Consider the following 26591-nt stretch of genomic DNA (forward strand, 5'->3'; position numbering starts at 1 on the left):
TTTGCAAAGTTTCTATAAGATTGCCTTCTCTTATAAGATAATTACTTTTCGAATATTATTTTTTTAGAGATCTTTCCTTCCTCTGTTTTTACATTTACAATGTATATATTTTCTGGGAAATTTTTAATTTTAAGACTGTATTCTGTTGTTTTTTCAAGGTTTTCCCAACTTTGAATTTTTTGCCCTAACAAGTTGTATAAGGTTACTTTTTCAATTAAAATTTCCCCTTTATTTTGTAACATTAGTGCACTGTTTTGAGCATCTAAAAAGACTGTAATTTCTTTCTCTTTTTCTTCTGTTGGATTTTGAACTTCCTCTATAATTTTACTTTCTTCAAATACAATTGCAAACCTATTTTTATGTGTTCCTTTTTTTAATTGCAATGCCACTTCTTTATTTTTTAATAAATAGTTTTTATTTTTTAATTTATCTTTTAGAAAAATATCGGCTTCAATGGCAAAACTATCATCAATTTTAAGAATGTTGGTGCCATCATAATCCATGGTAATTTCAAAAGGGATTTCTAAATCGTAAGATACATTTCCAATACCTGCAATTACGTATTTATGGTCGTTTTCTGGAAATTTCCAATATATATCAGTCTCTCCTAAATCGTTTACAGGGCTGTCATATCCTTTTTCGAACTGAAAAGTATTGTTTGCGCTAAAAGAAACCCCAATTTGTCTGTGTAGGCTTTCTCGTTCTGTATTTACAAAGTCCATTCCTAGTTTTATAAACGGAAGTTTGTTAAAGTCTCCCATATCGTCATCAATACTCTTTTTTGTTTTTTTATTGGTTTTAAAAAACACGGCATTTCCAGAATTTTCGGTAACAAATTGTCTTTGGTTGTTGTTAAATACAATAGGACCACCATCTGTATCTCCACTAATAAAAAAACCTTGTCCTACAGGAATGTATGTACCAGGAGTTTTGTACAAAGAGGCATCTGTACCAGGAGCAGGTGCACAAGAAATGTTACCATCATCATCACTTATTGTTAGATAGTCTATAGAAATGGAGTTTCTGTCTAAAGATTCAAAACGCACAGAAGCCCCTACAGTAACACATTCGTTAATGGTAAATGTGGTGTAATTTGCACTTGCAGGTAGGGTATAGGTTTCTTTTGCTTTGCCATCTACAACGAACCTTAGTAATTTTTCTGTAGGAGCAGTATAGGTAAGTTCGATTTTATCTGTAGCTCTAGTAATGGCATTAACTTCTATAAAACCAAGATTATTATTTAAGGTAATGATATTTCTAGTTCCTTCTGTAGTATTTGTGCCATTGGTAACCGTATTTTCTGCTTCTAATTTAATATTGAAAGCCCCTACCAAAGGTTTGCTAACAGCAGCAACAGCCATAGAAAGGTTTAAAGTAGCATACCCACCAATATACCCATTGTAGAGATGGCCATCAGTAGCTTCTGCTGTACTTTCTTCCCCAACATGATCCCAGAAATACAAAGTACCATCTATAGAATTGATGTTGTCTTGTATAAATTTTAATCCGTTTAAAGCAGAAGGGTATGGATTTCCTAGCAAGTAAGATTCACTTGCGCCCACAGCAGTTCTCAATTCTCCATCATTGGGGTTGCCTACAAAGGTATAATTTTGAGCCACCTCTGTTCCTTTAAGAATAAAACCGTCAGTAGGAGCAATGGTTCCATTTTTACCTTTCCATACCCAATTGGCACCTTTTCCTTCTGCGCTTGCAAAGGTATATATCCATTTTTCTGAAATATTGATAGGAGCTCCAGAACTTCCATCTAAGCCACCAACAAAATTAATATTTCTAGCAATATTAGTAGAACTTTGCCCCACAATACCTGTGTGTGAAAGCGGGTTTGTACCATCTTTTAACACACTCTCTACAGTATAGTTTAAAGCTCCTAAAGAAGTTACAGGTGCCCCTAGGTAATTGAACCTATATACACTTGCCAAATCAGAATTTTGGTCTATATACAATTTACCATTTCCTGTTGCATTGGCAGTTCCAGGGTGTGTTTGAATTAATTGACTGGTACCTATGAGACGAATTTCAGCAGCATCTGCAATATGAAGGTTATCGGTGACTATTAAAACTTGATTGTCTAAAGATAAAATACGATTTTCTTGCACTTCTAATTTGCGAGCAATTAACTTTTTACCACTGTGCATGTAGTTCTCATTGATGGCTACAAATCGAGATTTATCTGGCGTTCCATTACTCCAAGTATTGCCTATTCTTGTGGTTTTTCCAAACCGATGCAATCCTAATAAAGTATTGGATTCTGTAGGTACAGGAGTTGTAATTTCAGAGAGTACAGCACTGTGCGGATGACGTAAAAAGTTATTGAAAGTTGTCGCAATTGCATCGTCTATAAACACAGTCCATTCATTAGGATTATAGGCATTAGTAGGTTGTAGAATTTCATCTATTCGAACCAGAGAAGTATTATCTGTTAAATTTTGTATGGCATCTTTACGAGTTCTCCAAGCGAAGTTATTGTTTGCTTTTCCATTGCTAGATATTGTAAGGATGTCATTGGAGTTATCAAAGGCGATAACGGAAGGGGTTACTACAACAGGAGTTTCTGTTTTGATGGGAGCTACCATGGTTGCAGAGGCTGTAAATAAAACGGATTCTCCAGCCAATATTTCTTCAGTATTACTAGCAGTAGCAGTTCTAACAGCGGTTACTCCGTTGTTAAATAAATTAAGATTTGCAGCATTAGGCACTACAATTTTAGAAGCATCTCTATTGGTTACTTCAATTATTTTTTCTGTTCCTTTCCAATAGATTTGTGTAATCATTGGATTTCCACAACCATTTTTACTATTATTTAGCGCATAATTACGGTAATTTGTAGTTGAAAATGCGTTTGTATTTATAGCGGTGTTCGTATCTGTATTTTCTAAACTATTTGCCAAACCATTGCTACCTACAGGGTCTTGTGCAGTATCTATAGCAGCATTTGGGGTATTGTTTGCAATACCATCATTGGCATTGTTTCCACTAGATTTTAAAATACTAGGCGTTGCAGCTTCTGTGGCATCAGGACAACCATCATTATCTGAGTCTAAATCTCGGGAATTAGGAATGCCATCTCTATCGATGTCTAATGCATTGGCAAGCTGTACAACAACTTCCGCAAGGCTTAAAACTCTGTTGCTTCCTACCAATCGAATTCTTATTTTTCTTCCTAAAGTATTAATACCATTAATGGTATTTACAGCTGCAGCAGAACCATTGTTATGGGTATATACCACGTTGTTGTTTGTATCTAATACTTCTAAAATAAAATTATCTAATCGATTGCCACAGCAATCGGTTCTGTTGTGTATCACTACAGTACTAATGGTTGTATCAACCTCCATGTCTAGCAACCACCAAGGATTGTTTTGAGTATTGGTATGTGTAACAGAGCCACTGCTAAAATTTCCACTGGTATTGCCATCTCTGGCCAAACTGGCAGAACAGCTGTTGTTAGGGCAAGTACGGTTGCCTAAAGAAGAGCTTTGTGTGGCTGTACCTCCAATAAAATTGGGGTTGGACTCGACAGTGTCTAAAATACCATCATTGTCATCATCTAAATCACAAATATCTGAAATGCCATCGTTATCTGTATCTAAATTACCAGATGCTACTGCATCACACGGATCTATAGGTTCTATACCTGAAAAAGCTAGAGTAACTGAAACCCAACCTCCTCTTCTTCCATAGGTCCAACGTGCTGTACCAGTGTTACCAGCTGTTGGTTGGTATCTTTCAGCAATTCCTTGGGTAGTAAAAAAATTATTGATATTTATTCTTTGTCTTGTTCCAGAAGGCCTTGTTAGAGTATAATCGTTATCTACACCAAGGATTCTTAAAACTATATTTTCTTCCATGGATGCGTTTATGGATGGTGATACAGGTGGAGTGCTATCAAATATAGAAGCCGATGCTGGAGATGTAGAAATAGCGGAAACATAGATTGGGTTGTTATTAAGATTAGCTACATTATCGTATCTAACAATTGAGGCACAAGCTCTATTACCAAAATTCGAATTAAAGGAATAAGAAGCTGGTTCTCTATTGGTTGCTACTCTATAAAATACGGCTAATGTTGTTGTACCATCGCCAGAAAATCCAGACCTTAATAAAGTCCAACCAGCAGGAGTTGCTATATTAAAAAAACTATTACTATTAACGCTACCATTTACAGAGGCAATTAGCAAATCGTTTGCATTTCCAGGAGGTACAGCAACGGTTATAGGCGCTCCAGAAGCACTTCTACAATTAGATCTACTACCAACAAAAGTAGGGGATTGCGAATAATTATTCGCTGAAATTAAAATTAGTAATAAAAAGATGCTTTTTTTAAGTTGTATTATTTTTTTGAACAATACAATTTTTCCTTTGTTTATATGCATTAGATTAGGGGCTTTAGTTAAAACAGTGTAAATTTTTCTTTTTTATATAATTTATTTGCAAAAATAATTATAAAACTGTATGTTTTTATATGCTTTAAGCAAACATTATATTAAATTTTAAATTTACTTTACTCTTTAAAAATTATAATTTGCACAAAAATAATTAGGTAAATGAGTGCAATGAATTCGAAAATTTAGACTTCGCTTTAAAAGTCTTCGTTTTACAAATAACCTTACAAAAACATCTTGTATTAAAATTTCTAGTTCTTGCCAATTTTTCGAAAAAAATATAGCATTTGTACAAACTACTTTTAAATTTCAACATAAAATAACAGAGTAAATCACACTTAGATTCTCTAAAAAAGATAGTTAGTCGTTTTTTGTCGTTAAATGGTAACTTATTGCCTTTTTACAAAAAAGTAAAGAAGACTTTCGTAAAAAGTATAGATTGTTTAGTTTTAGAGATTTGTTATATGTGACATTATAATATTCAATGATTTTAAACTAAAGAAAGCCTTACATTTTTTTCAATTTTATAGAAAATGCTAAGTAAATTTTGCGGAGAAATATTTTGGAGCAAATTTAATGTTTGCTATACTATTTATGATTTGAAATTATCTTAGTAAAACACCTTTTTCTTCTTTCTATTTTATTATAAGAAGAAATCGTAGTTTAAGGCTATTCTTTAATTTTCTAATTTATATAAATAAAAAATCATCATTTTCTTTTACAGTAATTTCAAATCATAAATGGTATAGGGTAATTACTTTTCGAATATTATTTTTTTAGAGATCTTTCCTTCCTCTGTTTTTACATTTACAATGTATATATTTTCTGGGAAATTTTTAATTTTAAGACTGTATTCTGTTGTTTTTTCAAGGTTTTCCCAACTTTGAATTTTTTGCCCTAACAAGTTGTATAAGGTTACTTTTTCAATTAAAATTTCCCCTTTATTTTGTAACATTAGTGCACTGTTTTGAGCATCTAAAAAGACTGTAATTTCTTTCTCTTTTTCTTCTGTTGGATTTTGAACTTCCTCTATAATTTTACTTTCTTCAAATACAATTGCAAACCTATTTTTATGTGTTCCTTTTTTTAATTGCAATGCCACTTCTTTATTTTTTAATAAATAGTTTTTATTTTTTAATTTATCTTTTAGAAAAATATCGGCTTCAATGGCAAAACTATCATCAATTTTAAGAATGTTGGTGCCATCATAATCCATGGTAATTTCAAAAGGGATTTCTAAATCGTAAGATACATTTCCAATACCTGCAATTACGTATTTATGGTCGTTTTCTGGAAATTTCCAATATATATCAGTCTCTCCTAAATCGTTTACAGGGCTGTCATATCCTTTTTCGAACTGAAAAGTATTGTTTGCGCTAAAAGAAACCCCAATTTGTCTGTGTAGGCTTTCTCGTTCTGTATTTACAAAGTCCATTCCTAGTTTTATAAACGGAAGTTTGTTAAAGTCTCCCATATCGTCATCAATACTCTTTTTTGTTTTTTTATTGGTTTTAAAAAACACGGCATTTCCAGAATTTTCGGTAACAAATTGTCTTTGGTTGTTGTTAAATACAATAGGACCACCATCTGTATCTCCACTAATAAAAAAACCTTGTCCTACAGGAATGTATGTACCAGGAGTTTTGTACAAAGAGGCATCTGTACCAGGAGCAGGTGCACAAGAAATGTTACCATCATCATCACTTATTGTTAGATAGTCTATAGAAATGGAGTTTCTGTCTAAAGATTCAAAACGTACAGAAGCCCCTACAGTAACACATTCGTTAATGGTAAATGTGGTGTAATTTGCACTTGCAGGCAGGGTATAGGTTTTTCTAGCTTTGCCATCTACAACGAACCTTAGTAATTTTTCTGTAGGAGCAGTATAGGTAAGTTCGATTTTATCTGTAGCTCTAGTAATGGCATTAATTTTTATAAAACCAAGATTATTATTTAAGGTAATGATATTTCTAGTTCCTTCTGTAGTATTTGTGCCATTGGTAACCGTATTTTCTGCTTCTAATTTAATATTGAAAGCCCCTACCAAAGGTTTGCTAACAGCAGCAACAGCCATAGAAAGGTTTAAAGTAGCATACCCACCAATATACCCATTGTAGAGATGGCCATCAGTAGCTTCTGCTGTACTTTCTTCCCCAACATGATCCCAGAAATACAAGGTACCATCTATAGAATTGATGTTGTCTTGTATAAATTTTAATCCGTTTAAAGCAGAAGGGTATGGATTTCCTAGCAAGTAAGATTCACTTGCGCCCACAGCAGTTCTCAATTCTCCATCATTGGGGTTGCCTACAAAGGTATAATTTTGAGCCACCTCTGTTCCTTTAAGAATAAAACCGTCAGTAGGAGCAATGGTTCCATTTTTACCTTTCCATACCCAATTGGCACCTTTTCCTTCTGCGCTTGCAAAGGTATATATCCATTTTTCTGAAATATTGATAGGAGTTCCAGAACTTCCATCTAAGCCACCAACAAAATTAATATTTCTAGCAATATTAGTAGAACTTTGCCCCACAATACCTGTGTGTGAAAGCGGGTTTGTACCATCTTTTAACACACTCTCTACAGTATAGTTTAAAGCTCCTAAAGAAGTTACAGGTGCCCCTAGGTAATTGAACCTATATACACTTGCCAAATCAGAATTTTGGTCTATATACAATTTACCATTTCCTGTTGCATTGGCAGTTCCAGGGTGTGTTTGAATTAATTGACTGGTACCTATGAGACGAATTTCAGCAGCATCTGCAATATGAAGGTTATCGGTGACTATTAAAACTTGATTGTCTAAAGATAAAATACGATTTTCTTGCACTTCTAATTTGCGAGCAATTAACTTTTTACCACTGTGCATGTAGTTCTCATTGATGGCTACAAATCGAGATTTATCTGGCGTTCCATTACTCCAAGTATTGCCTATTCTTGTGGTTTTTCCAAACCGATGCAATCCTAATAAGGTATTGGATTCTGTAGGTACAGGAGTTGTAATTTCAGAGAGTACAGCACTGTGCGGATGACGTAAAAAGTTATTGAAAGTTGTCGCAATTGCATCGTCTATAAACACAGTCCATTCATTAGGATTATAGGCATTAGTAGGTTGTAGAATTTCATCTATTCGAACCAGAGAAGTATTATCTGTTAAATTTTGTATGGCATCTTTACGAGTTCTCCAAGCGAAATTATTGTTTGCTTTTCCATTGCTAGATATTGTAAGGATGTCATTGGAGTTATCAAAGGCGATAACAGAAGGGGTTACTACAACAGGAGTTTCTGTTTTGATGGGAGCTACCATGGTTGCAGAGGCTGTAAATAAAACGGATTCTCCAGCCAATATTTCTTCAGTATTACTAGCAGTAGCAGTTCTAACAGCGGTTACTCCGTTGTTAAATAAATTAAGATTTGCAGCATTAGGCACTACAATTTTAGAAGCATCTCTATTGGTTACTTCAATTATTTTTTCTGTTCCTTTCCAATAGATTTGTGTAATCATTGGATTTCCACAACCATTTTTACTATTATTTAGCGCATAATTACGGTAATTTGTAGTTGAAAATGCGTTTGTATTTATAGCGGTGTTCGTATCTGTATTTTCTAAACTATTTGCCAAACCATTGCTACCTACAGGGTCTTGTGCAGTATCTATAGCAGCATTTGGGGTATTGTTTGCAATACCATCATTGGCATTGTTTCCACTAGATTTTAAAATACTAGGCGTTGCAGCTTCTGTGGCATCAGGACAACCATCATTATCTGAGTCTAAATCTCGGGAATTAGGAATGCCATCTCTATCGATGTCTAATGCATTGGCAAGCTGTACAACAACTTCCGCAAGGCTTAAAACTCTGTTGCTTCCTACCAATCGAATTCTTATTTTTCTTCCTAAAGTATTAATACCATTAATGGTATTTACAGCTGCAGCAGAACCATTGTTATGGGTATATACCACGTTGTTGTTTGTATCTAATACTTCTAAAATAAAATTATCTAATCGATTGCCACAGCAATCGGTTCTGTTGTGTATCACTACAGTACTAATGGTTGTATCAACCTCCATGTCTAGCAACCACCAAGGATTGTTTTGAGTATTGGTATGTGTAACAGAGCCACTGCTAAAATTTCCACTGGTATTGCCATCTCTGGCCAAACTGGCAGAACAGCTGTTGTTTGGGCAAGTACGGTTGCCTAAAGAAGAGCTTTGTGTGGCTGTACCTCCAATAAAATTGGGGTTGGACTCAACAGTATCTAAAATACCATCATTGTCATCATCTAAATCACAAATATCTGAAATGCCATCGTTATCTGTATCTAAATTACCAGATGCTACTGCATCACACGGATCTACAAGTTCTTTACTTGAAAAAGCTAGAGTAACTGAAACCCAACCTCCTCTTCTTCCATTTCTTCCATATGTCCAGGTTGCTGTACCAGAATTACCAGCTGTTGGTTGGTATCTTTCAGCGATTCCTTGGGTAGTAAAAAAATTATTAATATTTATTCTTTGTGTTGTTCCAGAAGGCCTTGTTAGAGTATAATCGTTATCTACACCAACGATTCTTAAAATTATATTTTCTCCAATGGGTGCATATACGGATGGTGATACAGGTGAAGAAAAAGATGATGGAGAAGTAGAAATAGCGGAAACATAGATTGGGGTAGTATCAAGATTAGCTACATTATCGTATCTAACAATTGAGGCACAAAGTCTATTGCTAAAATCTACACTAAAAGAATAAGAAGTGGGTTCTGCATTCGTTGCTATTTTGTAAAATACGGCTAATGTTGTTGTACCATCACCAGAATTTCCAGTTCTTAACAACGTCCAACCAGAAGGAGCTGTTATATTAAGAAACCTACTAGTATTATCACTAGCGTTTACAGAGGCAATTAGCAAATCGTTTGCACTTCCAGGGGGTACAGCAACAGTTATGGGTGCTCCAGCAGCATTTCTACAATTAGACCTGCTACCAGCAAAAGTAGGGGATTGCGAATAATTATTCGCTGAAATTAAAATTAGTAGTAAAAAGATGCTTTTTTTGAGTTGTATTATTTTTTTGAATAACACATTTTTTTCTCTGTTCGTGTTCATTAGATTAGGGGCTTTAGTTAAAACAGTATAAATTTTTGTTTCCATAAGAAAAACTTATACAATATATAAAAAAAATAGATATAAATTATCATAAAATTGTATAATATTTTTTTTATACTTTTTAAGCAATCATTATCTTTATGTTTAAAAGCACTTTCTTCTTAATAAGTTAGAGAAGTTTTATTTTTTTGGGAGGTAAATGGATTGTTTATTACTCTAACATTTCTCGTATAATTTTAACTACTTTTATTTGAAATGTCTTTATTATTGCTTTAGTTTGATTTTTGACACAAAATAACAGGGCAAATGGCACTTAGATTTTCAAAAAAAAAATGGTCAGTCGTTTTTTGTCGTTAAATGGGAACTTATTGCCTTTTTACAAAAAAAGTAACAGATTTAAATGTTAGTGCAAGTTTTTAATAAGATTTTTCTAGGAGATTTACTCCGTTAGGAAATGCCAAAAAAAAGTCAAAAAATTGGCTACACTTAGTATTCGTTTACATGGCTTCCTCTTTTTAACGAAAAAATAAAAACTCAATAATGTTATTTCAATTTATCAAAAAAGGTCAATTCGTAATTTGGTAATAATTCTGGATGTGTAATTTTTATGATGTCTTTTAACATTAAATCGGGTCTTGTGGGCGATTTTTCAAAATAAATAAGTCCGCCAGTTGCTCCTTTACGAATGGCATATGTAAACACTCTATCTTCTTTAAATGCACTAAAAGCAACATAATTTGGAAACTTTTCTTGAACCCCTTTTTTAGTTTCTAACAAACCACATCCTATCCAATAATCGGCTTTTAAACCTTTATCAACTACGCTTTCGATACTTAAAGATAAACTTCCAGTACCTCTAGAGTCTTGCCATAAATAATGGGTGTTCGCATCTTTAAAATAACTTGCGATAAAGCTATCTCCAGCTGGCATGTACCAAACATCTTTAAAAAGAGAACCAGAAATAATTGTTGGTTTTTTAGGTGCTTTTAGAGCCCATTTTTTTACCTCGTTATAATTTTTTTCAATGACATTAAAAATGCTATCGGCTTGTTTTTCTTTACCAAATAAAACTCCAAAAAACTTTATCCACTCTGCTCTTCCCAAAGGAGTTTCTTCGAGCCAATCTCCATTGTACAATACTGGAATGTTGTTTTTGCTAATTGTATTATAGGTTTTATTATTTCCGTTTAAAGCAAAACCAATAACCAGTTCAGGAGAAAGTGCTAATAATTTTTCTGTGTTAATTTGTTGTTCGGTTCCTAGTTCTACAATAGTTCCATTATCTACCAAATTTCTTGTTTTTTTTGATGAAATAAATTTTGTTTGCGGAAAACCAGAAATGTATTTTTCTGCACCAATTAATTCTAACATTGGTATGTGTGTGGTACTTGTTACCACAACATTGGTAATAGGAACTTTTAATTGCAGCTTACTAAAATCTGTTTTATTCGTTAAAGTATAGGTAAACTGTTTTTTTGCATTTTTATACGGTTTTTTAATGACCAATTTTTTTACATTTCCTTCTGTAACAATGTCGAAACCAGTAGCATATTTTATGTTACTGGTTGTGGGTGTTTTAATCGTTTTTGTGGTAGATTTATCTTTACAAGAAAATATAAAAACAAGTGTAATTAAAAGGATTAGGTATTTTTTCATGGATCATTAATTTTTAAAACGTCTCCGTAATTTAATTTTAAATCGAAAGATTTTTTAAGAGGAATGTTATGTATAAATGCGTGCAGGCTTCTAATAACACCTGCATGAGTAATAATTACTATTTTTTGATGATTTTTTTCTTTAATTCCTAACAAAAATGATACGGTTCTTTTTTGTAAATCGATATAAGATTCGCCATTTGGTGTACTTACATTTACAAAATCTTGCATCCAGACATTTAAATCTTCTTTATTGATGTCGTTCCAATTTTGTAGTTCCCAATCGCCAAAATTTAATTCTTTTAAACGATCGTCGAAAATTACATTTTTAGCAATTTTATTAGCTAATTTTTTACACCTCAAAAGCGGACTGCTATAAAAAACAGCATCTAGGTTATAAAAATCTTCTTTTTCGAGAATGTTTTTTACTTCATTCGAAAAAGTAGAAGCAACATCTAAATTCGTTTGTCCGTAACAAATTCCTTTTTCGATGTTTGGTGTGGTATGCCTTATAAAAATAATTTCCATATAATAGGTAAAGAAAGGTAAAATACTACTTCCGAAACTTGTTGTAAAGCACCAGCACAATCTCCTGTTTGTCCGCCAATCCATTTTTTAAAGAAATTTCCTAAATACAAATAGGTAATAAAAAGTGGCACAAGACTTAAAAATACCCAATAATTATTAAAGAAAAACAATGGTAAAATTCCAAAAAATGCAGAAATAACCAACGACTTTGTTTCCATTTTTTGTGTGGTTGGCTTTACTTTAGCACTATCGATATCTCTTACATAAGCATGGGTGTAGAGTAGAATAGTGGCAATAAATCTACTAATACTATGCCCAGAAATTAAGACTAAAACCACCATTAGTTTTGAAGTCGCTAAATAATTAAGTGACATAAATTTTAAAGAAAGTATAGAAATTAGCCCGATAACTCCAAAAGTTCCCAAACGAGAATCTTTCATAATTATTAAAATTTTTTCTTTGGTCCAACCACCACCAAAACCATCGCAACTATCTGCAAAACCATCTTCGTGAAAAGCACCAGTTGCCCAGATGGAAGCAATCATCCCTAAAACTAAAGATATTTCTGTTGTAAACACAAACGAAGCTAAAAAGTAAATTCCTGCGGAAATTGCACCCACCAAAATACCCACTAAAGAAAAATAACGACTACTTTTATTTAATATTTCTGGAGAATGGTTTACCCATTTCGGACAAGGAATTCTTGTAAAAAATAACACAGCAGTTAAAAAATAATGGACTTGTTTTTTCATCTTTTAAGCTTCAGAAACATTAGCACTTTTAAAAGTTGCCATTTCATTTAAAAAATTAATTGCAGAAGAAACCATAGGAAACGCTACTGCTGCACCAGTGCCTTCTCCCAAACGCAAACCTAAATTTAAAAGTGGTTTTGCATTTAAAAAATCTAACATTTTTTTGTGCCCTTGCTCACCAGAAGTATGGCAAAAAACACAATAATCTAATACATTTTTATCAATAGCATTTGCTGCCAATAAACTAGATGTTACTATAAAACCATCAACCAAAATGGTCATTTTTAAGGTAGCTGCTTCTAAAATAGCACCAGCAATCATTGCAATTTCGAATCCGCCAAAAGTTGCAAGTGCTTCTATTGGAGAATTAATTGTTGTTTTGTGTTTTTCGAAAACCTCTTTTAAAATGTTAGTTTTTTGTTGAAGACCTTTAGCGTTTAAACCAGTTCCTTTTCCAACACAATTTTTAATATTTATTTGTGTAAAATAACTCATTAAAAGTGCTGCAGAAGAGGTGTTTCCAATACCCATTTCTCCAAAACCAATGGTATTACATCCTTTTCGAAACAAAGAATTTACAATTTCTTTTCCTTTTTTAAGCGCCAACTTACATTGTTCGTTGGTCATTGCTTTTTCTGCGGAAAAATCTTTGGTTCCGTACGCAATTTTGGCGTTAATTAAGTTGTTGTTTTTTTCGAAATCTGCATTTACACCAGCATCAACAATATTTAAATGAATATGATTTTGCTTGCAAAAAACATTAATTGCGGCACCACCATTTAAGAAATTTAATACCATTTGTTGGGTAACTTCTTGCGGATATGGGCTTATAGGTTTCGAGTTTACAATTCCATGATCTGCTGTAAAAACAACAATACTCGGTTTTGTAATTTTAGGCGAAGTGGTATTTTGAATTTTTCCAATTTGTAGCGCAACAGTTTCTAACAAGCCTAAAGCACCTAATGGCTTTGTTTTAAAATCTATTTTATTTTGAAGGGCTTCTGTAAGTTTTTCAGATACAGGTTCAATTTTAGAAATCATAGTTATTTTAATTTTAGAGGTAAGCCAGAAACCATAAAAGTGGCTTTTGTTGCTTTTTTTGCTATATATTGGTTTACCCAACCTTGCAGTTCTGTAAATTTTCTTCCAATTTCTGTAGAAGCATGAACTCCCATGCCAATTTCATTAGAAATAATAATAATATTTGCCTCAATTTTACAAAGTTTATCTATTTCTTCTTTGGCTAATTTTAGAGAATCTTCTACATTATATTTAGTGTCTGTATAAAAATTTGTAAGCCACAACGTAACACAATCTACAACAATAGTTGTATTTTCAGGAATTACAGCACTTATGTTTTTTTCTTCTTCAATCGTTGTCCAACGTTTATCTCTATCAGAAACATGCCTGTTAACCCGATTTTGAAAATCTTTATCCCAAATTCTAGAAGTTGCCAAATAAATAGGGTTTTTAGAAAGATCTTCTGCCAACTTTTGTGCAAAACTACTTTTGCCAGACCTTTCGCCACCAGAAATATAATGTATCATACATCGTAAAAATTATTCCGCAAAGATTAGAAACATTTATTTAAAAAGGAAAGAATATCGTAAAAGTATGTAAATTTGTATTCTAAAAAATAAAAATAATGACAGTTTCTTCTTTTATGCCAGCAGTTACCCAGATGATTTACGATATGGGTTTGCAAGAATATTTAAACGGAATAACCTTTGAATGTCCTGCTGTTGCATTGGCAGAAAAACAAGTTGCTGTGCGTTATAAATTAGAGGGGCAAGTTTTAACAAGCGAAGAAATAAATACCATTTTTTCTAAAACCAAAGCAGAGGGTGGTACTTTATATTATGTAGATGAACCTATTTTAGAAGAAATTGCGCCAGATATTATTTTTACCCAAGATGTATGCGATGTTTGCCAAATAGATACCGAATGCGTAGCAACTTCTGCATACAAATTGCCTAAAATACCAAAACTAATTTCGATTACACCCAATTCTTTAGAAGACGTTTTTGAGAATGCAATTACCATTGCAACTGCCATGGGAAAAAAAGAGGTAGGTTTAGCATATGTTGCAAAATTAAAGGAACGTATTTATAAAATAGTAGATACACAAAGAGCCAAAAGAATTCAACCTAAAAGTGTGCTGTTGTTAGAGTGGATAAAGCCATTATTTAACTGTGGTCATTGGATTCCGCATCAAATTGGTTATGCTGGTGGAATCGATTTACTCTCACACCCTTCTGGAGATAGCATTGTTATTTCTTGGGATAAAATTGTAAAATACGACCCAGAAGTTTTAATTATTGCACCTTGTGGTTATGGAATTTCTAGAACTTTAGAAGACATGCAATTTTTGGAAGAAAAACCCGAATGGAACTCTTTAAGAGCCGTTAAAAACAAACAGGTTTTTCTTGCAGATTTCGAAATGTTTACCCAATCTTCTGCAGGAACTTTGGTAAACGGAATCGAATGTTTGGCTAAAATAATACATCCAAAACATTTTAAAATTTCTGAAGAATTACAACAAAAATTTACAAATTATAATCAATTATTAGTTTTAGAATAACTTAAAATAGAATACATTTGCAAAGAATTTAGGTTTTATTCAATTATTGAATAAATTAAAAGGGAATTTGGTGAAATACCAAAGCTGTTCCCGCAACTGTAAGTTTGTTTCAAACATAAATATTTTTTGAAACCTCTTTTAAAGAGCTGTTATTAACTCTTTTACCACTGACATTTTTATGTTGGGAAGGTCTAAATAACAGAAAACGAGCCAGGAGACCTGCCTTTATTTTTAACAATTAAAAACTTTCGGGATAAAAGTTAACTGTGTATGAAGAAAATTATATTTTTTATTCTCTTATTTGGTATTGCTTCTCACTTAACCGCTCAAAACGATTCATTAAGAACGGTTTTAAAAGAGGTAATTGTTGTAGCAGATAAAACACTAAAAAAAAATTCTAAAGGTTATAAAATTATAACTTTAAATGATTCTGTTTTGGTGAAAAATACAGAATCTTTTACTACACTTTTACGTTTTAACTCACCTATTTATTTACGAGAATATGGTGCAGGTGGTACAAGTTCTGCAAGTTTTAGAGGTACAAGTGCTTCTAATACTGCCGTTGTTTGGAACGGAATTAATATCAATTCTATCAATAACGGACAAACGGGTTTCAATTCATTAACAGTAAGTTTGTTTGATGTTATAAACATTAGAAGTGGTGGTGGGAGTATAGAATATGGTTCTGGTGCTATTGGTGGTACCGTTCATTTAAATGATGAACTATCCTTTAAGAATAAACAGACTATAGACAACCAATTCGTTTCTTCTTTTGGTAGTTATAATACTTCTAATAATTTATACAAATTTAATTTGTCAAGTCAAAAATTGGCTGTTAAATTAGGTATTTCTTATAATAAGTCAAATAATGATTATCCGCTATTAAAAACCGATTTTAAAAACTCCAATGGAGCTTATAAAAATATAAGTTTTAATACGGGTCTGTCTTACAAACTATCTAGTTTTTCTGAATTAAATTTTTATAGTACATCTTATTTGGGAGACCGTTTATTTTCTGGAGAATTACCTAATCCAACTTCTGCCAACGAAAAATACAAAGATTTTAACAATAGAAATTTGTTGGTGTACAACCATCAAAAAGGAAGCTTTACGAACGAAGTTAAAATTGCTTTTCTAACACAAGAATATCATTATTACGGCGATAAAAATACAGATAAATTTAACTTCGGAAAATCGAACCGTTATTTGATAAATTATCAATTTGGTTATAAAATTCCAAAAATAAATGCAACAATTAACTCTTTTTCTGAATATGAATCTGTTTTTGGAAAAACGGATCAAATCAATACAAAAAATAGAAGACAATTCTCACAATCTCTCATTTACAATCAAAACATAAACAATATTTTCTTTTTCGATACCAAAATAAGGAAAGACTTTAATTCAGATTTTGATGTACCTTTTAGTTATGCTATGGGAATTAAAGTAAATGCATTTAAAAACATTTCTTTTCGAGCAAATGGTTCTAAAAATTATAGAGTACCAACTTATAACGATTTATATTGGCCAGGCCAGGGTAATCCTAATTTAAAACCAGAAACTGCTTTGCAAAGTGAGTTTGGTGTTGTTTTTAATACCAAAAACTTGTCGATAGATATATCTGGGTTTTATATTTCCGCAAAAGATAAAATTGTTTGGACACCAAATGGCGACCCAAATAGACCAGGTATTTGGACACCAATTAACCTTTCTAAAACAATGAATAAAGGAATTGAGTTTACACTTTCGTACCAAAAGAACTTTAATAAACATTTTGTAAATACAACAGTAAATTATAGTTATACAGATGCTAAAAATACTGAAACGAATAATTTTTTAACTTTTGTGCCAAAACATTTATTAAATGGAAGTTTAGGATATTCTTACAAAAGATTTAGTGCGTTTTATCAACAGTTATTTACAAGTAAAACGTTTACTACAGAAAGTAATTCTAATGATTTTATTATACCTAGTTTTTTTGTGAGTAATCTAGGAGCAGATTATATGGTTCTAAAAACTGAAAAACAACAAATATTTATTGGTTTAAAAGTGAATAATCTATTTAATGAATTATACTTTACACAACCAAGAAGACCAATGCCAAACAGAAATTTTAACTTTAATATCAACTATAAATTTTAATAAAAATGAAAATTAATAAATTACTATCAATACTAGCGCTAAGCGCAATTATTTTTACTTCTTGTAGTAAAGAAGATTCCCCTCTTTTACCAAAAGGAGATTATGAAAACGGTATTTTAATTAGCGGAGAAGGTTCTCCGTCAGCAGGAACAGGTTCTGTTTCTTATGTTTCTAACGATTTAACAACCACAGAAAATTTAATTTATAAAAAAGCAAATTCAGAAGAACTGGGTACTTTTTTACAGTCGATGGCTTTTGATGATAATAGGGCATTCATAATTGTAGATAATCAAAATACAATTTCGGTTGTAAATAGATATACTTTTAAAAAAGAAAGTGCAATTACTGTAGGCTTGCAAACGCCAAGATATATGACTATTGTTGGTAATAAAGGTTATGTAACAAATTGGGGGTCGGGTTCTTTTGGAGATAACGTTTCTGATGATTTTATAAGTATTGTAAATTTAGAAACTTATGAAGTAGAGAGTAAAATTGATGTTGCTGTAGGTCCAGAAAGAATTCTTGCACACGACGGAAAATTATATGTTTCTCATAAAGGAGGTTTTGGAATGAATAATAAAATTTCTATTATTGATATTGCAACCTCTAAAGTCGTGAAGGAAATTACTGTTAATGACATACCTGATGAAATTTTTATTGATAATAATAATTTTTTAGTGGTTTTATGTGAAGGAAAAGCTGCTTGGACAGGTAATGAGACTTTGGCTTCTATTACTAGAATAAACACAACTAACAATACTATTGAATCTAAAATTGAATTTGCTAATGGAATGCACCCGTCGCTAATGGTGTTAGATAATACAACTGCCTACTATAGTGTTGGTAATTCAGTATATAAAATGAATATTTCAGATACTGAATTACCAACAACAGAATTTTTAACAATAAGTTTATTTACAACAGGTGGTTTTGCATCTTTTTATGGAATGGCGGTTAAGGATGATAAATTTTATGCTCTAAATACTAGGTTTTCTGATATTAGTGAATTGCAAGTATTTAATTTATCAGATAAAAAACAAATTAAAACAGTTGAAGCACCAATTGGCGCTTCAAAAATATATTTTAATTAAAAAACAGAAAGTTAATTATCGAAATAAAACTTCGATTGTAAAGCTAGGAAAATAAATTGAAAAAGGAGAAAGTGCGAACTTAGATTCCCCCAATAATTTATAAGAATTCTTGTAAATAGAAAAGCCTTCTTGTAACAGAGAAGGCTTTTTGATTATAATAATTTCTTGACTTCATTTTTAATAAAATCGATTGCAGTTTCTGTAGGTGGCACAGATTTCGAATAATCTATTAATACGTTTTCTCTTAAATCGTTCGCAGATGTAGCGTTTTCTGCCACTTGTTTTAATTTGTTAATTACCGCATTTTTTGCAGCATAAATGGCTGTCCAAGCATCTTCCGAAATATAAATTTGCTGTACTAAATTGTGTTCAAATTCTTGCTCTATGTTCGCGATTAGTAACTGTAAATAATCGTTGGTATTTGTTGAAATTGGCGGAACTCTCATTAACATTTTTATTGGGTTTATTCTATCGCAAAACAGTAGCAAACGTTCGTAAGCCTGTAGTTTAATAGGCAACGCCTCCTTTTTTTGTTGTGCTAAGAGTTCTAATTTCTTTTCGGTGTTTTTATTGTTGATGAATCCGTTAAACATATAATAAGCTACAAAGCCTGTTACTGCAGCAGGCAAAATATATGCGATGCTTTCTAAAATTTTATCTTCCATAAATTAAATAAGAGTTACAAAATACGAATATAAGATTCCGATGATAATGGCCAACCCGAAACTTAATAAAGTACCAATTAAAATATATTCTGTTAGTTTTCTGTCTTTAGAAGATGTTAAATCTCCAAACCTAAAGACCGACTTTGCTGCCAGTAAAAAACCAATCGCTTCCCAATGATTAGTAATTACAAAAACAAACACAAATAAACGTTCTAAAATACCAATATAGCGTCCTGCTTTTGCGAGAGAATCGTCGTTTTCTTTTTTGTTTTCAGGATTCCATTGCGTAATAAATACTTTAATAATTACAGAGGAAACGTTTGTTATTAAAAGAATTCCAATTAATAATAACAATATTTTGCCAGTAAACAATGCATCAAAATTAAAACTGAATTCGCCATATAAAGAAGTTACGAAAACCAAAACAACAAGATGTAAAAGTTGATCTATAAAAAACCATGTTCGTTTACTTTTTTTATCTTGAAAAGTAAGTTTTAAAACATCAAAAATATAATGAGAAATAATAATGATTGTAAAGCCAAGCCAATATTCTTTGAAATTAAATTGTAAAAACAACAACAATAAAATGGCATGAACAGCCATATGAAAATACAATTTTACAGATTTCATTTTCTTTATTTCTTTGTCTTTTACCCATTTTTGGGGTTGAAAAACAAAATCTCCTAAAATATGAGCCAGTAAAATTTTTAAAAATAAAATCATTTTTCAGATATTTTTTGGTTGATGATTTTTCTAAAACGAGTTTCAAGATTCATAATAGGTTCAAAGCCAGCTCTTTTTTGTCGTTCGCTTACTCTACCTTGTGTAATTCCTAAAATATTTGCAATATCTTTTTGTGTTGCTTCTTTGTTTTCTAAAGATAAATTAAAAACTTCTGCAGAATTTTGTGTCCAAGAATCTATGGTTAATAAGGCCAAATCTAAAGCAATATTTATTTCTTCATCAATTTCTTGCCAAGGCGTTTTTATGGCTAAGTTTTGTTTCTTTAAATAATTATCGAATGCAAAGCCAGAGTTTATAAAGGCTTCGCCATTCGATTCTGTAATATTTACATCTTCATATGCTTTTTTTCCGATGCCAATACCAATTCGAACATCAATTTCTTCTGTACTTTTTAAATAAGATTTTATTTTTAAAGCGGCATACAGAGCTTGTTCTGCATTTTTTATCTCTAATTGAAAACTATCACCTCTATAAACCTGCCAGTTATTGGGCGATTCCCCAAAAGTTTTTAAAGTTTCCTTTAAAGCTTGTAACCAAAAAGCATCACTTTTTTTTCTTGAATTTATAATGTCTCCAGTTAAAATACTTGTCATTAATTATATAATTTATTTTCAAATGTATGTTTTATTTATTAAAACACCAAAATTATCTGCCTATAACCAGATATTTCAATTTATCTGGCTATAACCAGATATTTTAATTTATCTGCCTATAACCAGATAATTTGTGATTTGAAACAGTAATTTTATCAGAAATAAGTTGTGAATAAAAAAGAACATTCATTCTTTAAAAAAACGAATAGTTTGGTTAAATTCACGCTTTCAATTCTTCAAAATAAAATCTATTGAATAATTACTTAAATTCCTTAAACGAAGCCCAAAAACAGGCTGTTTTACAAAAAGATGGGCCCATGATTATTGTTGCTGGTGCAGGTTCTGGTAAAACACGTGTTTTAACTTATAGAATTGCACACCTAATGCAACAAGGAGTAGATGCGTTTAATATTTTGTCGCTTACATTTACAAATAAGGCTGCAAGAGAAATGAAAGAAAGAATTGCTTCTGTAGTGGGTGTTAGCGAAGCAAAAAACCTTTGGATGGGAACTTTTCACTCGGTTTTTGCACGCATTTTACGTTCGGAAGCAGATAAGTTAGGTTTTCCTTCGAACTTTACAATTTACGATACGCAAGATTCTGTTCGTTTAATTTCTTCGATTATAAAAGAAATGAATTTAGACAAAGAACGTTACAAACCAAAACAAATTTTAGGTAGAATTTCTTCTTTTAAAAACAGTTTAATTACGGTTAGAGCCTATTTTAATAATTCCGATTTACAAGAAGCAGATTTGCATGCAAGCCGACCAAAAGTAGGCGAAATTTACAAAGAATATGTAGATAGATGTTTTAAAGCAGGCGCTATGGATTTTGACGATTTGTTGTTAAGAACCAACGAATTATTAGCACGTTTTCCAGAAGTTTTGGCAAAATACCAAGACCGTTTTCGATATATTATGGTCGATGAGTATCAAGATACAAACCATTCGCAATATATTATTGTTAGAGCGTTGGCAGACCGTTTTCAAAATATTTGTGTGGTAGGTGACGATTCGCAAAGTATTTATAGTTTTAGAGGTGCAAATATTCAGAATATTTTAAATTTTCAGAAAGATTATCCAGATGTTAAAACCTTTAAATTAGAGCAAAATTATCGTTCTACAAGCAACATTGTAAACGCAGCAAATTCTGTAATAGCAAAAAACAAAACAAAGTTAGACAAAGAAGTTTGGACTTCTAACGACGCAGGAGATTCTATAAACGTAATGCGTACCATTTCAGATGGAGAAGAAGGGCGTTTTGTGGCCCAATCTATTTGGGAAAACCACATGAACAACCAAATGCAATTGAGTAATTTTTGTGTTTTATACCGTACAAATTCACAATCGAGAGCCATAGAAGATGCTTTAAGAAAGAAAAATTTAGACTATAAAATTTACGGTGGAATTTCCTTTTATCAGCGAAAAGAAATCAAAGATATTTTGTCTTACTTACGTATATTAATCAATCCAAACGACGAAGAAGCACTAAAAAGAATTATTAATTATCCCGCTCGTGGAATTGGCGCAACAACGATAGATAAGCTTACCATTGCCGCAAATCATTATAAAAAATCTATTTTCGATATTATAAAATATATCGATAAAATCGATTTAAAAATAAATTCTGGAACCAAAAATAAGTTGCAGAATTTTATGAATATGATTTTGCGCTTACAAATTGAAGCAAAAACAAAAAATGCTTTCGAAATTGCCGAAATTGTTGTAAAACAAACCCAATTAATTAAAGATTTAGAAAAAGACGGAACACCAGAAGCCGTTAGTAAGGTAGAAAATGTACAAGAATTATTAAACGGAATTAAAGATTTTATTACAGACAAAATAGAACAAGGAGAAGATGCTTCTTTAACTTCCTTTTTAGAAGATGTAGCGTTGGCGACAGATTTCGATTCAGAAAAAAATAACGACAAACCAAGCGTTTCTCTAATGACCATTCATCAATCGAAAGGATTGGAATATTCGCACGTTTATATTGTTGGTTTAGAAGAAAATTTATTTCCATCTGCCATGAGTATGAATACCAGAAGCGAATTAGAAGAAGAACGCAGATTATTTTATGTAGCATTAACCAGAGCAGAAAAAGTGGCTTATTTAACCTATGCACAAACACGTTACAGATGGGGAAAATTAATAGACTCGGAACCCAGCCGATTTTTAGAAGAAATAGACGACCAGTTTTTACACTATATCACACCAAAAGTACCAGAACCTTCTATAAATAGATTTGTAGATAAAAGTATTTTTGATGATGCTCCAAAAGGAATCCGTTTTCAAAAACCTATTCAACGTAAAAAAAAGGAACGCGATTTGGTAAAAAAGAAAGAAACGATGCTTGCTAAAAATTTAAAAAAAGTATCGCAAGTGACGCCAAAAACAAATCTTTTTAATGGAGAAATTATTGCAGGAAATATAGTAGAACACAATAGATTTGGCAAAGGAACCGTTTTAGGAATAGAAGGAAAAGGCCCAGATAAAAAGGCAGAAATAGAATTCGCAACCGTAGGAAAAAAGAAATTACTATTACAGTTTGCAAAACTAAAAGTTATCAGTTAAAAATTGATTTTAATTCTCTTAAAAATCATCAGTATAACTAAAAATAAATTGCTATTTTGCAACTTCAAATAAATTAAAAGAAAAATCTTGTTTGGTAGCGTACAATCGAAACTTTAAAATAGAAATACTTACTTATATTTTAACCCCTACAAGATACTTCACAAAAATAAAAAAATGACATTCGATTTAGAATACAATTCAGAAAGACCATTAATGATTATTCCAGAATATGGCAGGCATATACAAAAAATGGTAGATCATTGCGTAGCTTTAGAAGATGAAGAAGAACGTAACAAAATGGCCAAAGCCATCGTAGATGTTATGGGTAATTTACAACCACATTTACGTGATGTGCCAGATTTTAAACACAAATTATGGGACCAATTATACATCATGTCCGATTTTAAACTAGATGCAAAATCTCCATATCCAATTCCTTCAAGAGAAGAATTACAAGAAAAACCAGAGCGTTTACCATATCCAAAATACGCATCGAAATATAGGTATTATGGAAATAACATTCAAACCATGATAGATGTAGCCTTAAGTTGGGAAGAAGGAGAAAAAAAAGAAGCATTGGTTTATACGATTGCCAATCATATGAAAAAATGTTATTTAAATTGGAATAAAGACACTGTAGATGATGCCATAATATTTAACCATTTATATGATTTATCTGATGGGAAATTAGATTTAAGAAACTCCGAAGAAGAACTATCTGAAACTAAAAATTTATTAAAAAAGAGAAATTCTCAAGGGCAAAACAATTCTAAAAACCACAAAAAACAAAACAATAACAATCATAAAAATAGAAAAAGATATTAATTAATGGCATCATTTAAAATAGAAGGTGGTCACAAATTAAGCGGAACAATAACGCCACAAGGAGCAAAAAACGAAGTTTTACAAATATTGTGTGCAGTTTTACTAACGCCAAAAAGAGTTGTCGTAAATAACGTACCAGACATTATAGACGTAAATAAATTAATTTTTATTCTTGGAGAATTAGGTGTAAAAGTCGAAAAATTAAGCAAAAACTCATACGCTTTTCAAGCAGATGATATTGATTTAGATTATTTAGAATCGGCAGATTTTAAAAGAGATGGAAGCTCTTTACGTGGCTCAATTATGATTGTAGGACCACTTTTAGCACGTTTTGGAAGAGGATACATACCACGTCCTGGAGGCGATAAAATCGGTCGAAGACGTTTAGATACACATTTCGAAGGTTTTATTAGGCTAGGTGCCAAGTTTAGGTACAATAAAGAAGAATCTTTTTACGGAGTAGAAGCAGAAGAATTACAAGGTGTAGAAATGTTGTTAGATGAAGCTTCTGTAACAGGAACTGCCAATATTTTAATGGCAGCAGTTTTAGCAAAAGGAACCACAAAAATTTACAATGCAGCTTGCGAACCTTACATTCAGCAATTATGTAAAATGCTAAATTCTATGGGAGCAAAAATCTTTGGAGTTGGCTCGAATTTGTTAACAATCGAAGGCGTAGATGCTTTACAAGGCTGTGAACATACAGTTTTACCAGATATGATTGAAATCGGTTCGTGGATTGGTGTGGCTGTAATGACCAGATCTGAATTAACCATAAAAAATGTGAGTTGGGAAAACCTCGGGCAAATACCAAACGTGTTTAGAAAATTAGGAATCACTCTCGAAAAAAGAAACGACGATATTTACATTCCAGCACAAGACTCCTATAAAATTAAAAATTATATAGACGGTTCTGTGTTAACAGTTGCAGATGCTCCTTGGCCTGGTTTTACACCAGATTTGTTAAGCATCGTTTTAGTAATTGCAACACAAGCAAAAGGAACCGTTTTAATTCATCAAAAAATGTTCGAAAGCAGGTTGTTTTTTGTTGATAAATTAATAGATATGGGCGCAAAAGTTATTCTATGCGACCCACATAGAGCAACCGTAATTGGGCAAAACCACCAATCGCAATTAAAAGCAACTAAAATGACCTCACCAGATATTAGAGCAGGCATCTCTTTGTTAATTGCAGCACTTTCTGCAAGCGGAACATCTATAATTAACAATATCGAACAAATAGACAGAGGTTACGAAAATATCGAAGCCCGGTTAAAATCTATTGGCGCAAAAATAGAGAGAGTTGAAGATTAAAATATGAACCCTAAAAAAGAAACACTTCTCATGAAAAACATCTTATTACTTGCAGTCTTATTTATAACAACCATCACTTTTTCGCAAAAAAAGAAGGTTTTATTGGTAGGTATTGATGGCTTACAATTCGAAGAATTGGCAAAAGTAAAAACCCCAAACTTCGATAAATTTAATATAAAAAAAGGTTTTAATGGAGGTTTGTTTGGTACAGATTCTCAACAAGTAACTTTAAGTGGACCAAGTTGGGTAACTATTTTAACAGGAGTTTGGACAGATCATCACAAAATTACAAGCAATTCTCAAAACCAAGTTAGTGCTTCCAAAAGTGTCTTTAATTATTTAAAAACTTCAAATTCAAAATTAAAAACAGCAAGTATTTCAACCTGGAAAAACATCAATTTATTATTGTACAAAGACATGTATTTGGTAGATTTTGCTACTCAAGGCGGTTTAGATGATAATTCAACAAAAATAGCTGTCGATTTAATTGAAAAAAAAGGGTTAGATTTCGTGTTTGTACATCTAGATGATGTAGATCATGCAGGGCATGGTTATGGTTTTGGAGAAAAATATTCAAACGCTATTTTAAAAATGGATGAAAATATTGGTCAACTTTTAAAAGCTACAGAATATAGAAATCAAAATTTTAACGAAGATTGGTTTATTATTTTAGTTACAGATCATGGTAGAGATTCCAAAGGTTTTGGGCATGGAAATCAAACCATTTCAGAAAAAACCATTTTTGTAGGTTTAAATAGGAAAGGAAACTCATTTTTCGAAAATGTAAATAACAATACAAAAATCAATACAATTCAAGAGTTAGAAAAACAAACCATTCCACAAACAGCAGTAGTACCCACAATTTTAAAATTTTTAGAAATTCCCATAAAAAAAGAATGGAAATTAGATTCCCAACCTTTAATAAACTAAAAAATATTAAAAATAGTGTCAGTTTGACACTATTTTTTTGTTGGCAACATTTTTGTCAATAAATTAGAGACAATTTAACGATTACAAAGAAATGAGCAAGAAAGAAAATATAAAAGAAGAAGAAATAAACAAAGAGCAAGAAATAGCTCAAGTTGAAGAAAATCAAGAAGTTGAAGAAGAAGTTGTAAAAGAAGAACCAACTGCAGAGGCATTATTAGAAGCCGAAAAAGATAAATTTTTAAGATTATTTGCAGAGTTCGAAAACTATAAAAAAAGAACCACAAGAGAAAGAATTGAGCTTTTTAAGACAGCAGGACAAGAAGTTATGACATCTTTACTGCCAGTTATAGACGATTTCGAACGTGCTTTGTCACATATCGAAGAAGACAAAGAAGCAGAAGAATTAAGAAAAGGAGTTTTATTAATTTATCAAAAATTTTACAACACTTTAGAACAAAAAGGATTATCGAAAATAGAAACCAATGCCGGTGATGTTTTTGATGCCGAAATTCATGAAGCAATTACACAAATTGCGGCACCATCTGAAGATATGAAAGGAAAAGTAATTGACTGTGTAGAAAAAGGATACAAATTAGGAGATAAGATTATTCGTTACCCAAAAGTGGTAATAGGACAGTAAACAAGTGGGCAATCTTATAGTTTTCGGTAAGCAGTAAAAAACGAACTGTTTACT

Annotated in this window: 18 protein-coding genes and 1 riboswitch; of the genes, 8 read left to right on the forward strand and 10 right to left on the reverse strand. The window is 31.8% G+C overall.

Going from position 1 to position 26591, the window contains the following annotated elements; translation table 11 throughout:
- Nucleotides 1-41: 41 nt before the first annotated feature.
- The 7 genes from JL193_RS00570 to JL193_RS00600 form a co-directional block, all read right to left on the reverse strand.
- Nucleotides 42-4394 (reverse strand): DUF8693 domain-containing protein, encoded by a 4353-nt coding sequence (locus JL193_RS00570; RefSeq protein WP_207971996.1) that lies wholly within the window; start codon nt 4392-4394, stop codon nt 42-44.
- 763 nt (nt 4395-5157) lie between these two features.
- Complete coding sequence (locus JL193_RS00575; RefSeq protein WP_207971997.1) at nt 5158-9504, reverse strand: DUF8693 domain-containing protein; 4347 nt, start codon at nt 9502-9504, stop codon at nt 5158-5160.
- A 543-nt stretch (nt 9505-10047) separates the two neighbouring features.
- Entirely contained in the window at nt 10048-11160 is a 1113-nt protein-coding gene (locus JL193_RS00580; RefSeq protein WP_207971998.1) for an ABC transporter substrate-binding protein, read from the reverse strand.
- Nucleotides 11157-11687 carry an alpha-ribazole phosphatase gene (gene cobC, locus JL193_RS00585; RefSeq protein WP_207971999.1) on the reverse strand — a complete coding sequence of 177 codons (531 nt, stop codon included), beginning with the start codon at nt 11685-11687 and terminating at the stop codon, nt 11157-11159. The genes JL193_RS00580 and cobC overlap by 4 nt, the downstream gene beginning before the upstream one ends.
- Nucleotides 11669-12439, reverse strand: a complete 771-nt coding sequence (locus tag JL193_RS00590; RefSeq protein ID WP_207972000.1) for an adenosylcobinamide-GDP ribazoletransferase — start codon at nt 12437-12439, stop codon at nt 11669-11671. Before JL193_RS00590 ends, cobC begins: the two co-directional genes overlap by 19 nt.
- A 3-nt stretch (nt 12440-12442) precedes the next feature.
- The gene (gene cobT, locus JL193_RS00595; RefSeq protein WP_207972001.1) at nt 12443-13480 is read right to left on the reverse strand and encodes a nicotinate-nucleotide--dimethylbenzimidazole phosphoribosyltransferase; all 1038 of its coding nucleotides are present in this window, start codon (nt 13478-13480) and stop codon (nt 12443-12445) included.
- A 2-nt stretch (nt 13481-13482) separates the two neighbouring features.
- On the reverse strand, nt 13483-13986 hold the full coding sequence (locus JL193_RS00600) for a bifunctional adenosylcobinamide kinase/adenosylcobinamide-phosphate guanylyltransferase (RefSeq protein WP_207972002.1): 504 nt from the start codon (nt 13984-13986) through the stop codon (nt 13483-13485).
- 98 nt (nt 13987-14084) lie between these two features.
- Between JL193_RS00600 and JL193_RS00605 the strand changes: the two genes are divergently transcribed.
- The 3 genes from JL193_RS00605 (at nt 14085) to JL193_RS00615 (ending at nt 18253) form a co-directional block, all read left to right on the forward strand.
- Complete coding sequence (locus JL193_RS00605) at nt 14085-15020, forward strand: ABC transporter substrate-binding protein (protein WP_207972003.1); 936 nt, start codon at nt 14085-14087, stop codon at nt 15018-15020.
- A 13-nt stretch (nt 15021-15033) separates the two neighbouring features.
- Nucleotides 15034-15261: riboswitch (cobalamin riboswitch) on the forward strand.
- 29 nt (nt 15262-15290) lie between these two features.
- The gene (locus JL193_RS00610) at nt 15291-17162 is read left to right on the forward strand and encodes a TonB-dependent receptor domain-containing protein (RefSeq protein ID WP_207972004.1); all 1872 of its coding nucleotides are present in this window, start codon (nt 15291-15293) and stop codon (nt 17160-17162) included.
- A gap of 5 nt (nt 17163-17167) precedes the next feature.
- Nucleotides 17168-18253, forward strand: coding sequence for a YncE family protein (locus tag JL193_RS00615; protein WP_207972005.1), 1086 nt, complete (start codon nt 17168-17170; stop codon nt 18251-18253).
- A gap of 152 nt (nt 18254-18405) precedes the next feature.
- Here the strand turns inward: JL193_RS00615 and JL193_RS00620 are convergent, their stop codons facing one another.
- From JL193_RS00620 to JL193_RS00630, 3 genes are read right to left on the reverse strand one after another with little or no spacing between them, the layout of a single operon-like run.
- Nucleotides 18406-18918, reverse strand: coding sequence for a DUF7935 family protein (locus JL193_RS00620; RefSeq protein ID WP_207972006.1), 513 nt, complete (start codon nt 18916-18918; stop codon nt 18406-18408).
- A 3-nt stretch (nt 18919-18921) separates the two neighbouring features.
- Nucleotides 18922-19641 (reverse strand): DUF3307 domain-containing protein, encoded by a 720-nt coding sequence (locus JL193_RS00625; RefSeq protein WP_207972007.1) that lies wholly within the window; start codon nt 19639-19641, stop codon nt 18922-18924.
- Complete coding sequence (locus tag JL193_RS00630) at nt 19638-20255, reverse strand: SatD family protein (protein ID WP_207972008.1); 618 nt, start codon at nt 20253-20255, stop codon at nt 19638-19640. Before JL193_RS00630 ends, JL193_RS00625 begins: the two co-directional genes overlap by 4 nt.
- A gap of 251 nt (nt 20256-20506) precedes the next feature.
- Here JL193_RS00630 and JL193_RS00635 point away from each other — a divergent pair, with 251 nt between their 5' ends.
- The 5 genes from JL193_RS00635 (at nt 20507) to JL193_RS00655 (ending at nt 26537) form a co-directional block, all read left to right on the forward strand.
- Entirely contained in the window at nt 20507-22828 is a 2322-nt protein-coding gene (locus tag JL193_RS00635; protein WP_207972009.1) for an ATP-dependent helicase, read from the forward strand.
- 174 nt (nt 22829-23002) lie between these two features.
- Nucleotides 23003-23653 (forward strand): DUF4290 domain-containing protein, encoded by a 651-nt coding sequence (locus tag JL193_RS00640; RefSeq protein ID WP_207972010.1) that lies wholly within the window; start codon nt 23003-23005, stop codon nt 23651-23653.
- 3 nt (nt 23654-23656) lie between these two features.
- Complete coding sequence (murA, locus tag JL193_RS00645; protein ID WP_207972011.1) at nt 23657-24967, forward strand: UDP-N-acetylglucosamine 1-carboxyvinyltransferase; 1311 nt, start codon at nt 23657-23659, stop codon at nt 24965-24967.
- Between the two features lie 30 nt (nt 24968-24997).
- The gene (locus JL193_RS00650) at nt 24998-25897 is read left to right on the forward strand and encodes an alkaline phosphatase family protein (protein WP_207972012.1); all 900 of its coding nucleotides are present in this window, start codon (nt 24998-25000) and stop codon (nt 25895-25897) included.
- 91 nt (nt 25898-25988) lie between these two features.
- On the forward strand, nt 25989-26537 hold the full coding sequence (locus JL193_RS00655; protein WP_207972013.1) for a nucleotide exchange factor GrpE: 549 nt from the start codon (nt 25989-25991) through the stop codon (nt 26535-26537).
- Nucleotides 26538-26591: the final 54 nt, after the last annotated feature.

This window comes from Polaribacter batillariae (assembly GCF_017498485.1).
Lineage (GTDB): Bacteria > Bacteroidota > Bacteroidia > Flavobacteriales > Flavobacteriaceae > Polaribacter > Polaribacter batillariae.